This is a genomic window from Kitasatospora sp. NPDC059795 (assembly GCF_042732175.1).
Lineage (GTDB): Bacteria > Actinomycetota > Actinomycetes > Streptomycetales > Streptomycetaceae > Kitasatospora.
This window is the reverse complement of sequence record NZ_JBHWID010000006.1, coordinates 260,916-274,317: the sequence shown is the minus strand read 5'-3', so window position 1 is coordinate 274,317 and position 13,402 is coordinate 260,916. Positions and strand designations below refer to the sequence as shown.

The window sequence follows — 13,402 nt, the reverse complement described above, 5'->3', positions numbered from 1 at the left end:
CCGACGGCAGTTCCGGGCCACTGCCGGGCGCCCGTCACGCCGCCCGGCGGACCCTCACCTTCTGTACCGGCCGACCTGCCCGCGCGGCGGTCCGCCTCGAGAACGGTCGCGCTCCACGGCCGGGAGAGACAGTCGCGATGGAAGAACCGGACGACTCCGCCACGAGCAGCACCGAGCGCTCCCCGGGCAACGACTACCGCCTCGACATCGACGGCGACGCCAACGGTCCGGTGGTGGTCGGCGACCACAACCTGGTGGTGGACGCCGACCACGGCTCCACGGTGACCCTGCTGGTGGCGGGCCGCCGCCCCACGCCGGTGCGCCGCCCGCAGGTGGCGCTGCTCCCGCGCCGGCCGCAGCCGCCGCTCGGCCGCGAGGACGAACTCGCCGAACTGGCACGGGCGATCGACGCCGGCGGGCTCGTCCAGCTGTACGGCCCGTCCGGCACGGGCACCAGCATGCTGCTGCGGCACGCCGCGCACCGGACGGCCGCCGGGTCCGACGGGCGGGTGTACCTGAACGCCGCCGACCGGGAGGTCGCCGACCTGGCGCAGGAGATCTTCGAGGCCTGCTACGACGCCGTCGGCTATGCCCCGTCCGAGCCCGAACTGCGGCGTCTGATGGCCGGGTTGAGGGTCACGGTGTACCTCGACAACGCCGACCTGACCCGCGCCGAGGCGCTCATCCTGGCCAACCTGGTCCCGGACGCGACGTTCGTGCTGGCCTCCCACGACCGGTCGCTGCTCGGCGAGGGCGCCGTGCTGGTGGAACTCGCCGGGCTGGACCGGGCGGCCGGCCTGGAGCTGCTCACCCGCGAGCTGCGCCGACCGCTCGCACCGGGCGAACTGGCCGACGCGACGACGCTCTGGCAGGCCGCCCAGGGTCGCCCGCTGCACCTGCTGCAGGCCGCGGTGCTCGCCCGGTTCCGGTCCGCCGGCGACGGCGGCCTGCCGCGGGCGGGCGAGGTGGCGGAGATCGTCCCGCTGCTGCTCGACGGCCTCGACGACCCGTCCTCGCAGGTCCTGCGTCTGCTGGCCACCCTGGACGGCGCGGAGCTCGCGGCGGAGCGGATCGCCGCGATCGCCGACCTGCCGGACGCGGCGGCGCTCTGCGAGCGGCTGGCGGACGTCGGCCTGCTCCGCGCCGAGCAGCACGGCTACCGCTGCCCGCCGGACGCGGTGGCGGCGGCGCTCGGCCGGACCGACCCGTTCCCGTTCGAGCGGATCTGCGCGCAGCTCACCGACTGGGTCACCCGGCGGGACACCGCACCCGCCGAAGTCGCCGAGCACAGCCGGGCGTTGGAGCGGGCGGTCGCACTCGCCGAGGCCGCCGGGCGGCCCGAGCTGGCCGTGCACCTGGCCCGGGCGGCGTCCCCGGCGATGGCGCGGGCGCTGCGCCCGGGGGCGTGGGGCCGCCTGCTCGGCCGGGGCTGGAACGCCGCCGAACGGGCCGGCGACCGGTCGGCGCAGACCTTCTTCATCCACGAGGAGGGCATCCGCAGCCTGCTGACGGGCCGCCGGGTGATCGCGGCGGCGCTGCTCGGCGAGGCGGCGCTGCTGTGGAAGGCGATCGGCGACCTGCACGGTGCGACGGCGGCGCTCAACGCCCAGCACGTCGTGCCCGGCCTGGCCGGGCCGCCGCCCACCGGCCCGCTGCCCACCCCTCCGCACGTCCCGGGTGTCCCGCACGTCCCCGGCGACCCGGGTGCCGGGCTGAGCAGCATCGGGACGCACAGCGGCACCGCGGCCCAGAGCGCGCAGACCCAGTCGGTGGCCTCGCACATGGCGAACCTCTCCCCCACCCCGCCGCCGTCCGCCGCACCCGCGACCGTCCCGCACGCCGGGGCCGTCCCGCACGCCGCGGCGCCGGCGGCGCAGCACGGCGCCGCGCAGGCGGGCCAGCAGGCGGCCGGGCATGCCGCCGGACACGCCGCCGGACACGCGGCGGCCGGCGCGGGTGCGGCGGCCGGCGCCGGTGCCGGGGCCGGGGTGGCGGGGACGGCCGGGCTGCTGAGCGCCAAGGGCCTGCTGGTCACGCTGGGCCTGCTGCTGGCCGGTGCGGGCGCGGTCACCTGGTCGGTGTCGGGCGGCAGCGGCGGCGGTGGCGGCGGGGCCGGTGAGGGGAAGGTGCTGCGGGCGCCGTTCGAGCAGGCGGTGCAGGCGCTGGCCTCGGCCCCGGGCGTCCGCTACCAGGGCGACTGGAACGTCCAGGAGTACCTCAACGACGTCACGGTGACCGCGCACGGCGAGAAGTTCGGCACCAGCCACCTCAGCAACGAGAGCATGGCCGCCGACAAGGACGCCCAGGACATGTTGACCATCGGCGGCAAGGACTACTCGCGCTGGCACTCCTCGGAGCTCATCCTGCGCCTGTGGACGTACAACGGCCTCGGCGACCGGACCAGCAGCGGCACCAGCCGCCTGTCCGAGGAGATGGGGATGTACGAGACCCCGGCCGACCTCGCCAAGCGCTTCTCGCAGGCGCTCGCCGACCGGCCCCGGCTCCCCGCCGCGCAGAACCCGCCGACCACCGACGTGAACGGCGTCCCGGCCCTGCGCGCGGACACCACCGTCGGCTACCTGTACGTCTCCCGCGACGCGCCGTACCGCGTGCTGCGCTGGGAGCCGCCGAGCGCGATGAAGTTCCAGCTGCCGACGGACGGCAAGCTCTCCCGCGCGATGGAGGCCCACTCGCCGATGTGGGAGACCACCTCCATGGACCTCTCGACGGTGGCGCCGGGCGGGACCGGGGCGATGTACGACGCCCTGGAGGCGTCCGTCAAGGACCTCACCACGGCCCGTTACGGCACCCTGGACTTCGACCAGGACGCGGACAGCCACGTGAACTGCGACGCCACCGGGTGCCACATCAAGGAGAACGTCACCGCCAAGATCCTCCAGGGCGACTCCGTGGTCCACGGACTCTCACACGTCAACGTGGTGATGACGGTCGGCACGATCACCATCGACGGCCGCGCGGCCGGCAAGTGCACCAGCGCCCCGACCTCGCTCCCGGTCGGCACCGGCGCCGTCACCGGCACCATCACCTGCGACGACCCGGCCGGCGCCGCCGTGTTCCAGCAGGTCAGCGCGGAGAACCAGAACCGGGCCGACGCCCTCGGCAGCAGCACCTACTGGGACCGCGCCTCGGACATCGAGATCGAGGCCCTGGTGCTCACCGGGGCCGAGGTCGACCAGCTGCTGTCGACCGTCCGCCAGGAACGCTCCGGCGCCCACTGACCACCCCCCCCTCCACGGAAGGAGTCCCGCATGGCCACCGGATCCGGTGACCGGTACGACGTCCGCATCGGCGGCGACGCGCACGGCCCCGTCGTCGTCGGCCGCGACAACCGCGTCGAAGCGCCCGCCGCGCCCGACACCCCGCCCGAGTCCCCGGCCGAGTCCCCGACCCAGAACAACACGGCCGGCGGCCACGCCTCGCTCTACACCGTCATGAAGGGCGACCTCCACGTCCACCACGAGGCGGCCGACCCGGCGGACTGACCGGCCGGGGGTGCTAGAAATCCCTGGTGGACGATCACCCCGAGCCCCCGACCCGGCGCCTGTTCGTGGCGCTGGCCCCGCCCGACGACGCCAAGGACGAGCTGGCCCGCGCCCTGCAACCGGCCTACGCGGCGTACCCGCTGCTGCGCTGGAACCGGATCGCGGACTGGCACATCACCCTGGCGTTCCTCGGCGAGCTCCCCTCCGCCGCCGTGCCGGTGCTGCGCTCGACGCTGCCCGGCGCGGCGGCCGCGCACCCCGCGCCGCGGCTGGCCCTGCACGGCGGCGGCCACTTCGACGGGCGGCTGCTGTGGAGCGGCGTCACCGGCGACCTCGACGGCCTCCACGAACTCGCCTCCGACGTCCGCGAGTTGATCCGCGCCCACGGCCTCGACTTCCGCGACCGCCCGCTGCACCCGCACCTCACCCTGGCCCGCTCCCGACGCGACGACCCCACCAGCGTCCCGCTGGCCGCCGCCGGTCTCGCCGACTTCGCCGGCCGCAGCTGGCCCGCCGAACGCCTCCACCTGGTCGGCAGCAACACCGGCCGCGGCCCCGGCCCGATCCGCTACCGCGACCTCGCCTCCTGGCCGCTCGCCCTGTCCTGACGTCTCGTCAGATGGCTTCGCCGGTTCGGGTTTCAACCATTCATTACGCCGCGTCCCTTCCCATCGACCGCGCCGACCCGGGAGGCTTCGGCGGGGCTGCGCGATCGTGCGTCCCGCCCGTAGCGAAAGGACCCGGCACCGTGCCCAAGAGGCAACGCGACGGCTGCTGCTGCCCGCCGTCACCCTGACCGCCCTCGGCCTGGCCACCTCCCAGGCGCTCGCGGCCCCCGCTCCCCGCCCGGCCCTCCCACGTCAGGCGCAGCACCAGGCCGAGGTCGGCCGGCAGCACGCCGCGAAAGCGCAGGGCAGGGTCTCCGCGCACAACGCGCTGGGCGCGTCGGCGGCGAAGTGCGGCAGCGAGGTGCGGACGGCCCGGCCGAGCGCGTCGTACTCGGTGTCGCGGATCATGGCCTTGCCGTCGTCGCGCGCGAAGAGCGTCCGGGTGACCACCCGGCCCAGCTCGTCGTGGTCGAACAGCGCTTCCTCGCCGGATCCGGCCACCACCGAGATCCTCGCCCGGCCGCCCACGTCGAGCTGGTGGGCGGTGGTGCGGGTGCCGTCCGGGGCGAGTTCGCCGCGCAGCCGGCCGAAGCCGTCGTACTGCCGGAAGGTCTGCACGCCGTTCTGGTCGGTGCTGCTGGTCTGGACGCCGAGCCCGGGGTGGTGGGTCGCGCTCACCGTGTGCCCGAGGCCGTCGGTGACCTGCACCGGGAACTGGTGCTCAAGGCCGTCGTACTGGACCTGGGTGGAGCGTTTCGCGCCGCCCGGGCCGATGCTCTCCTCCAGGGTGACCCGGAGCAGGTTGCCGTCCGGGTAGCGCTGAAGGGTCCGGTAGAGCGTCCGCACGCCGTCCGGCTGGGGGCCGATCGGCAGCCAGCCGTCGGGGCCGAGCACGCCGGGTTCGACGGTCTCGCGGGTGAGCAGGCCGTCGCCGTCGTACTCGTACCCGAACCGTCTGGTCTGCGCCGAGCCGTTCGGGCTGGTGCTCCGCTCCGTCACCTCGGTGCACAGCCCGATCAGCCAGCCGACCGGGTCGTTGCTGTAGGCGCACTTCACGGCGAGCGCGTTGCCGTCGCTCCAGGTCTGCGAGCGGACGGTCAGGTTCCCGTAGGCGTCCATGTCCTGTGCCGTGGTGCAGCGCCGCACCGGCATGGTGGGCACCCCGTTCCGGGTGATCACCTGCTCCTCGTCGATGCCGAGCGGAACGACGAAGTAGGGGACGGTGCCCACCGGGCCAGGCCGCTCGGTGTAGGTGGCCGTGATGCTCGTCCGGTGCTGAAGGCCGTGGCCGAGCGGGGTCGTGGTGACTTCCTTGACGGGCAGTCCGAGCAGCGGATAGCTGCCGGCGGCCGCGGCCAGGTCGGGGAGGTAGTCCGAGACGGTGCCGACACCGGTCTCGACGTGCACGGCGGTGCGCCGCCGGAAGCCCAGGAACCCGGCGCCGGTGACGTCCTGGACGCCGCCCGCGTAGGTGTACCGGTGCGTGTTCACCCCGCCGACGCCGTTGTCCTCGCGGTACTCGGCGACCACCCAGATCTTCCCGGTGCTCGCCCGCAGCGGGAAGGTGAAGCCGTACTGCGGGGTGTGCACGGCCGGGTCGGAGATCGGCCGGTAGCCGATCGCGGTGTGGGCGCCCAGCCCGTCGGTGATGCCGGTCAGCAGGTCGGCCCGGTCGCCGCCGCGGACGAACAGGCGCAGCTCGCCGCCGCTGTACATCACCACGCCGTCCAGGCCGTCGCCGTTGTGGTCGATCACCTTGCAGAGGTCGAAGCCCTCCGGGAACTGCTGGTCCCAGCTGCTGGTGAAGGGCAGCTGGAGCTGCGCGAAGCCCTGGCCGTCCCACCGCAGCACGTACATCGGGTCGCCCAGCTCCTCGGCCGTCCGGGTGCGGACCAGCACGGTGGCGTGGCCGTCCTCGTTCCAGTCGATGACCCGCAGCGCGGGCGTGAACCTGCTGGGGGGCTGCGGGAGTTGGAGCACGACGGGCACTGCCTGGCCGAACGTGCCGCCGAGGTTCTCGGTCAGCGTCGGGTCGGACACGGCCGCCGGGACGGGTCCGGGCGCGCCGCCGAGGCTGAACGCGGACGGCAGGCCGCTGCGGGTGAAGTCGCCGAACAGGTAGTCCTGCCCGCGCGGGAGCGTGCCCAGCGCCACGGTGGTGCTCACCTGGCCGCCCTGCCTGGTCACGCCGACGGCCGACCAGCGCGGGTCGCCGCCGGTGGTGCCGGAGTCGTCGACGAGCAGCGCCGTCGCGCTGCCGCCGTCCGGGGAGACCGTCAGGTGCGGGAACGGGTAGGTGCCGAGCGGCTGCTCCACGTCGAAGTTGAGGTTGCCGCCGAGGTTGGCCCGCAGGTACCAGTTCGGGTCGACGCCGCCGCCACCGGTCCAGCCGTGCACCAGGTCGGGCAGCCCGTCGCCGTCCAGGTCGGCCACCTCCACCGGCCCGTCCACCGAACCGGCCGGGTTGAAGACGTCCCGGCCCTCGAAGACCCAGAACGAGCCGATGCTGCCCGAGGCGCCCGAGCGGTCGATTCCCGCATGGTGGACGCGGTAGGTCGGGCTGCCCACGGTGCCGGGCTGTGCCGAGTCGTCGAGGACGAAGATGTTCATGAAGTCACCGGCCGGGTCCGGGTACACGTGCACCCGGCCGTCCTCGCTGTCCGCAGGGACGGGGATGTCGGTGTAGTACGGGTCCCGGAAGCCGGTGGGCGAGGCGGGATCGGAGCGCAGGATCGCGAAGTGGTCCGGGTCCGAGCGCGGCACGTAGAGGATGTCGTCCCGCCCGTCGCCGTCGAAGTCGGCGACCCGGATCCGGCCGGGGAGCGTGCTGCGCCCGGCGGGTGTGGTCTTGATGTCGGTGATGCCCGTCGCGATCTCCTGGAAGCCGCTCCCGCCGAGCTCCCAGTCGAAGGTGTGCCCGCCGAGCGCGATCCCGGCCCCGTCGAGCTCCTGGACGCCGGTGAGCAGGCTGCGGCCGCTGACGCTGGTGTTCTGATACGCGAAGACGTAGCGGCGCAGCAGGGCGACGTTCGACGGGTCGGCGGCGGTCGGGTCCGGGCCGCTCATCCGCAGCTCCCGCAGCCGCGTGTGCTGGGTGACGGGCAGACCGGACAGCAGCCGGGTCTCGGGGTCGGGGCGCGGCTCCCACCCGAAGTCGACCGAGCGCAGCGCGGGCACGCCGCCGCCCTGCGAGCCCGTGTACTGGATGCGGACGGGCACGAAGTCGCGTTCGGGCGGCGGCAGTTCCGGCCGGAACGGGTAGCCCTGGTAGGTGATCCGGAGTTCGTTGCCGGAGCGGTCCCTGATGCTGCGCAGGCCCCAGCCGTAGCGGACCGGTTGCTGCGACACCGCGACGGCGTCCCGCACGGCGGCGGGCAAGGTCCCGGCCGGTACCTGAACCGGCGTCACCACCTGGGCCAGGCCTTCGAAGCGTGAGCCGAGGTCCTCCCGTCCGAGGCCGCCGAAGGTCAGGATCCGGCCGTCCTTCTGAAAGGCCTCGAACCAGGTCGGGCCGAGCGGGCGGCCGTCCGGCGCGGTGTCGACGTCGTGCAGCACGATCTTGGTGAAGGTGTCGCGTTTCGTCCGGTACTCGGCGCCGTCCGCGCCGTGGGTGCCGCCCACGAGGACGAGCGGTTCGCCGTCCAGCGCGAACGGGTCGGTGCTGTCGTACCTGATCGGCCCGTCGGTGCCTTCGTCGGGGATGGTGCGGCGGCGGGTGATCCTGGGCAGGCCGCTCAGCGACCATCCCACGCCGAGCGGGCCGTTGCCGCCCCGGCTGTGGTAGTGCAGGTCCAGCTCGGGCTGGACGCCCAGCCGCCCGACCGGAACCCAGAGCGGCAGCGTCAGGCTGCCCGCGCCGTCCGGTGTCACCCCGAACGCGCCGCCGGCGAGCTTGCCCGGCGTCACTCCCGCCACGTTGTCGGTCGGAACGATCGGCGCGGGACCAGCCATGGCACGTCCTTCCAGACGCCAGGAAGCACCGAACCGGCCAGCTCCACAGGCCCGCTCGGAGCGCAACCCCGGTTCCACCGTACGCGTGACGACACCCCCGCGCGCCCGCTGACGCCCGTACGCCGGGCGGCCCGCCCCCGGATACGTCGGACGATTTCCGGCCCGGTCGACCGATGAGGTGACGAATCGTCAATTCCTCGGCCGCTCCTCGCCTTCCGTTCCATGAATGTTCAGGAAGCGGTCCCTGATCGCGTCGCGTCAACTGCCTAGGGTCTCCAACGGCTTTGGAGGGAAGCACTCATGGACACACCGCTCGCGGTCCGGGCCCGGGGGATCACCAAGCGCTTCGGTGACGTGATCGCCCTCGACGGCGTCGACCTCGATGTGACGCAGGGGCAGATCCACGGCTTGGTGGGGCCGAACGGCGCCGGGAAGACGACGCTGCTCGGGCTGCTGCTGGGGCTGGCCGCCGCCGACGGGGGCAGCCTGGAGATCCTGCGGACACCGATCGGGCGGGCACTCGCCGCACCCGACGGGGTGGCCGGGTTCGTGGACGGGCCCGGTCTCTACCCCGCGCTGACCGCCCGGCAGAACCTCGCCGCACTGGCCGCGCTCCAGGGCCGGGCCGCGCGGGTCGAGGAGGCACTCGACCAGGTCGGCCTCACCGACGTCGCCGACGACCGGGTGGGCGGTTTCTCGCTCGGCATGCGCCAACGGCTCGGCCTCGCCGCCGCCCTGCTCACCCGGCCCCGCCTGCTGGTACTGGACGAGCCGTCCAACGGCCTCGACCCGGCCGGCAAGCGGCAGGTGCACGGCGTACTCCGGCGGCTCGCGGCGGACGGCTGCGCCGTCGTGCTCTCCAGCCACCGCATGGACGACCTGGAGGCGCTGTGCTCCGAGGTCACCGTCCTCGCCACCGGGAGGGTGGTGTTCTCCGGCCCGCTGACCGAACTGGCCGCCCGGAACCGCGAACTCGACCACCGGCTGCTCACCTCCGACCCGGCGGCGGCCCGCCGCGTCGCCGCCGGAACGACGGGCGTCCGCCTCACCGACGACACCGCCGACCGCCTCGTGATCCGCGCGGCCGTACCCGCACTGGACGCCCTGGTGGTGCGACTCGTCCGGGCCGGCATCGCCGTGCGCGAGCTCGCCCCGGTGGTGTCGCCGCTGGAAGCCGCGTTCCTCGCCCTCACCGACCAGCAGCAGGACGCCCGATGACCACGACCCTCACGCCCACCACCACCCGGGTGCCGGTGACCCGCGCCTTCCGCTTCGAACTGGTCAAGCTGCTCGCGCAGTGGCGCATCCGCCTGCTGCTGCTCGCCTGCTGGCTGGGCCCGGCGGTGTTCGTCGCCGGGGTGAGCCGACAGTCCACGCTCCCCAGCGACACCCTGTTCGGCCGCTGGATGCACGCCACCGGCTGGGCCGGGCCGCTGGTGATCCTCGGGTTCGCGGGCAGCTGGGCGCTGCCGCTGCTGACCTCGATGGTCGCCGGTGACGTGTTCGCCGCCGAGGACCGCCTCGGCACCTGGCGGCAACTACTGGTGGCGGTCCGCTCGCCGCGCCGGATCTTCGCCGCGAAGGCGCTGGCCTGCCTCGCCGTCCTGGTGGCGCTGGTCGCGGGCCTCGCGCTCTCGGGGGTGGTCGGCGGCCTGCTGGCGGTCGGCAACCACCCGCTGGTGGGCCTGGACGGCCACCTGCTCTCCCCCGGCGACGCGGCGCTGCGCGTGCTGCTGGCCTGGCTGTGCGCGCTCGCGCCGACCCTGGCGCTGGCCGGGATCGGCCTGCTCGGCTCGGTCGCCCTGGGCCGCTCCCCGATGGGGCTGCTGCTGCCCGCGCTGGTCGCCCTGGCGATGCAGCTCGCCCAGCTGATGCCGCTGCCGGTCGCCGTCCGGCTCGCGCTGCCCGGGTACGCGTTCCTCTCCTGGAACGGCCTGTTCACCGGCCCGGTGCAGCTCGGCCCGCTGCTGATCGGCGTCGCGGTCGGCCTGGTGTGGGCGGCGGGCACCACCTTCCTCGCCCGCTTCCTGTTCCTGCGGCGGGACTTCACCAACCCGGCGCACGACGCCCCGGGCCATCGGACGCTGCTGGTCGGCGCGCTGCCGCCGCTCGCGCTGCTGGCCGTCACGGTCGGGGCGCTGGCCCCGGCGGTCGGCGCGGCGGGCTCCGGGATCGACCAGGACAAGGTGCAGCGTTCGGTCGCCACGGCCTTCGCCCACCTGTACCGGCTGCAGACCGCCGAGTTGAACCGTCCGGACGTGACGGAGGAGCAGCTGCGGGTCACGGCGGCGTGCGACAAGGGCAGCACCCGGGTCGAGCCCGAGGGCGCGGGCAACGACTGGCGCTGCGTGGTGTCCTGGCGCCTCCCGGGCGTCGAGGCCACCGGGACGGCCGTCTACCAGCTCGACATCGCCCCCGACGGGCGGTTCGTCGCCGACGGCGACGGGCCGAAGGAAGTGAACGGCTACTTCCTGGTGCGCACCGCCACCGGCGACGCGCCGAACCCGCTCTGGCAGTTCGACGGCAACGTCGAGTTGCTTCCGGCACCTTCGAAGGGACAGTAACGATGCAGGTCACACGTCGTCGTGTGAGTGACGCACCGGCCACGGGCGGCGGTCGCAGGACCCGTCGCCGGACGCTGGTCACGGCCGCCGCCACCGCCGTGGTTCTCGCGGCCGGCGCCGGTGTCGGCTGGGCCAAGTCGGACGCGTTCGGCACCGGACAGGTCGGACAGGTCTACGACCAGGGCGAGTTGGTCTCCAGCAACCAGTACCTCGCCCCGTACGGCGAGCGACTGGTGATCAACAACGGCAAGATCATGTCGTCGACGGTGAGCCCGGACGGCGCCCACCTGGCGGCCTCGGTCACCGACGGCGGCGCGGCGCTGGCGATCGTGGACGTGAAGAACTGGAAGGTGCAGCAACTGGTCGGCAGCGCCGCCGGCTCCACCCCGAAGATCGGCACCAACGCGGTGGGCCAGGAAGGCCCGACGTACTCGCCCGACGGCAGGCAGCTGTGGCTGGGCCAGCCCGACGGGTACACCCGGTTCGACGTGAACCCGGACGGCAGCGTCGCCAACCCCAAGGTCGTCAAGATCGCCAAGAGCGGTTCGCAGCAGGCGCTGGTGGCCGGCCTGGTGTTCTCGGCGGACGGCACGACGGCGTACGCGGCGGTCAACGGCCAGAACCGGGTGGTGGCGATCGACACCGCGGCCGGCACGGTCGGGCAGAGCTGGGCGGTGGGCATCGCCCCGCGCGGCCTGGCGCAGGCGGGCGGCAAGCTGTACGTCAGCAACGAGGGCGGCCGCCCGGCGAAGCCCGGTGAGGGCACCATCAACTCCTACGGCACCCAGGTCCCGGCCGACCCGAACACCGGCGCCACCCTCACCGGCACCGTCAGCGTGATCGACCTGGCGAACCCGTCCGCCGCGCCCGGCAGCATCGACGTCGGGCTGCACCCGACCGCCGTGTACGCCAAGAACGGCGCGGTGTTCGTCACCAACACCGGCACCAACAGCGTCTCGGTGATCGACGCCGAGCGCGACAAGGTCGTCCAGACCATCGCCACCCGGCCGTGGTCCGAGGCCTCGATCGGGTACGAGCCCGACGCGGTGACCCTCACCGACGACGGCCACCTGCTGGTGACCCTCGGCCGGGCCAACGCGATCGCCGTCTACCGGTACGCGGGCCCGCAGGAGCCGGCGAGCTACGTCGGCCTGCTGCCGACCGACTACTTCCCCGCCGAGATCTCCTCGTCCGGCAACCAGATCCTGGTCTCCCACACCCGCGGCATCGACGCCCGCCGGGTGGACGGCGCGCACGGCACCCACGACACCACCTCCAGCGTGGTGCGCTTCACCCTGCCGAGCGACAAGGAGATCCGGAAGCAGACCGCCAAGGTCTTCGCGCAGAACAACTGGACCAACAACGCGGCCAAGCTCGCCACCGGCAACAAGACCAAGGCGCAGCCCGTCCCGAACCGGATCGGCGACCCGTCGACGATCAAGCACGTCTTCCTGCTCGTCAAGGAGAACCGCACCTACGACCAGGTCTACGGCGACCTGCCGCAGGGCAACGGGGACGCCTCGCTGGCGCAGTTCGGCGCGAACGTGACGCCGAACCAGCACGCGCTGGCCGAGCAGTTCGGGCTGTACGACAACACGTACGACATCGGCACCAACTCCGCCGAGGGCCACAACTGGCTGATGCAGGCGGACAATCCGGAGTACACCGAGTCCTCGGCCGGCGAGTACGTCCGCAGCTACGACACCGAGGACGACGCGCTCGGCCACCAGGCGAGCGGCACCCTGTGGAGCGGCGCCCTGGCGGGCGGGAAGTCGGTGCGGGACTTCGGCGAGTTCCACCAGTTCCTCACCAAGCCGGCCGGCGCGACCTGGCAGAACCTGTACTGCGACACCAAAACCATGCAGGCCACCGGCAACGGCTCGGCCTACAAGCTGGTCTCGTCCTCGCCGATCCCGTCGCTGAACAACGTGTCGGTGCCGGCGTTCCCGAAGTTCGACACCGCCGTGCCGGACATCTACCGGGCGCAGATCTGGAAGCAGGACTTCGAGCAGAACGGCCCCGCCGACCTGAACATGCTCTGGCTGTCCAGCGACCACACCGGCGGCCCCGCCAACGCGGCCGCCCAGGTCGCGGACAACGACCTCGCGGTCGGGCAGATCGTCGACGAGATCACCCACAGCCCGTACTGGAAGGACTCGGCGATCTTCGTCGTCGAGGACGACTCGCAGGCCGGCCTGGACCACGTGGACGGGCACCGGGCGCCGATCCAGATCATCAGCCCGTACGCGCAGCACGGCGTCGTCGACAGCCGCTACTACTCGCAGATCAACATGATCCGCACCATCGAGCAGATCCTCGGGATCAAACCGATGAACCAGAAGGACACCGCGGCCACCCCGATGACCTCGGCGTTCACCGCCACGCCCGACTTCACCCCGTTCACGGCCCTGCCCAACCGCACCTCGCTCACCAACGGCCTGGCCACCCCGCCCTCCTGCGGCCTTGACGTGCCCGCCGCGCCGAGCGCGCTCGCCGCTCCCGCCGCGACCGGCGCCGTCCCCGCCGAACAGGCCGACCTGGTGCGGACCTGGTCCGCCTGGAAGGACCAGCAGCGCCTGACCGGCGCCGACGCCGCCCCGGACCGCGCCAACCCGGCCCAGATGAACCACCTCACCTGGTACGAGGCCCACGACTGGAAGACCCCCTACCCCGGCGAGCACACCCTGCTCACCCCGGCCGCCGTCCCCGGCGCGTACCTGCCCTCGGCGGAACTCGACGGCTGACATCCCCACGCGCATCCCCCGCACCTAGTGCC

At 73.5% G+C, this 13,402-nt stretch carries 7 protein-coding genes; 6 read left to right on the top strand and 1 reads right to left on the bottom strand.

The window, feature by feature from the left end; genetic code table 11:
• Positions 1 to 137 precede the first annotated feature (137 nt).
• The 3 genes from ACFV4P_RS15115 to thpR are packed head-to-tail and all read left to right on the top strand — an operon-like array spanning position 138 to position 4,111.
• On the top strand, positions 138 to 3,239 hold the full coding sequence (locus ACFV4P_RS15115; protein ID WP_380471129.1) for a hypothetical protein: 3,102 nt from the start codon (positions 138 to 140) through the stop codon (positions 3,237 to 3,239).
• A 30-nt stretch (positions 3,240 to 3,269) separates the two neighbouring features.
• A complete protein-coding gene (locus ACFV4P_RS15110; protein ID WP_380471127.1) occupies positions 3,270 to 3,503 on the top strand; it encodes a hypothetical protein in 234 nt (77 codons plus the stop codon).
• Between the two features lie 26 nt (positions 3,504 to 3,529).
• Positions 3,530 to 4,111, top strand: coding sequence for an RNA 2',3'-cyclic phosphodiesterase (gene thpR / locus ACFV4P_RS15105; RefSeq protein WP_380471125.1), 582 nt, complete (start codon positions 3,530 to 3,532; stop codon positions 4,109 to 4,111).
• Positions 4,112 to 4,363: 252 nt separating this feature from the next.
• Here the strand turns inward: thpR and ACFV4P_RS15100 are convergent, their stop codons facing one another.
• Positions 4,364 to 8,062, bottom strand: coding sequence for a toxin TcdB middle/N-terminal domain-containing protein (locus ACFV4P_RS15100; RefSeq protein ID WP_380471123.1), 3,699 nt, complete (start codon positions 8,060 to 8,062; stop codon positions 4,364 to 4,366).
• Positions 8,063 to 8,362: 300 nt separating this feature from the next.
• Here ACFV4P_RS15100 and ACFV4P_RS15095 point away from each other — a divergent pair, with 300 nt between their 5' ends.
• Genes ACFV4P_RS15095 through ACFV4P_RS15085 form a run of 3 tightly spaced genes read left to right on the top strand, consistent with a single transcriptional unit; the run spans position 8,363 to position 13,370 of the window.
• Positions 8,363 to 9,280: an ABC transporter ATP-binding protein gene (locus ACFV4P_RS15095; RefSeq protein WP_380471121.1), complete on the top strand. Its 918-nt coding sequence runs from the start codon at positions 8,363 to 8,365 to the stop codon at positions 9,278 to 9,280.
• Positions 9,277 to 10,626 carry an ABC transporter permease gene (locus ACFV4P_RS15090; RefSeq protein WP_380471119.1) on the top strand — a complete coding sequence of 450 codons (1,350 nt, stop codon included), beginning with the start codon at positions 9,277 to 9,279 and terminating at the stop codon, positions 10,624 to 10,626. The genes ACFV4P_RS15095 and ACFV4P_RS15090 overlap by 4 nt, the downstream gene beginning before the upstream one ends.
• Positions 10,627 to 10,628: 2 nt before the next feature.
• Entirely contained in the window at positions 10,629 to 13,370 is a 2,742-nt protein-coding gene (locus ACFV4P_RS15085; RefSeq protein WP_380471117.1) for an alkaline phosphatase family protein, read from the top strand.
• Positions 13,371 to 13,402 lie beyond the last annotated feature (32 nt).

Coding starts and splice junctions, on each gene's coding strand:
- ACFV4P_RS15115 (WP_380471129.1), top strand. CDS start 138: ATGGAAGAACCGGACGACTCCGCCACGAGCAGCACCGAGCGCTCCCCG.
- ACFV4P_RS15110 (WP_380471127.1), top strand. CDS start 3,270: ATGGCCACCGGATCCGGTGACCGGTACGACGTCCGCATCGGCGGCGAC.
- ACFV4P_RS15100 (WP_380471123.1), bottom strand. CDS start 8,062: ATGGCTGGTCCCGCGCCGATCGTTCCGACCGACAACGTGGCGGGAGTG.
- ACFV4P_RS15095 (WP_380471121.1), top strand. CDS start 8,363: ATGGACACACCGCTCGCGGTCCGGGCCCGGGGGATCACCAAGCGCTTC.
- ACFV4P_RS15090 (WP_380471119.1), top strand. CDS start 9,277: ATGACCACGACCCTCACGCCCACCACCACCCGGGTGCCGGTGACCCGC.
- ACFV4P_RS15085 (WP_380471117.1), top strand. CDS start 10,629: ATGCAGGTCACACGTCGTCGTGTGAGTGACGCACCGGCCACGGGCGGC.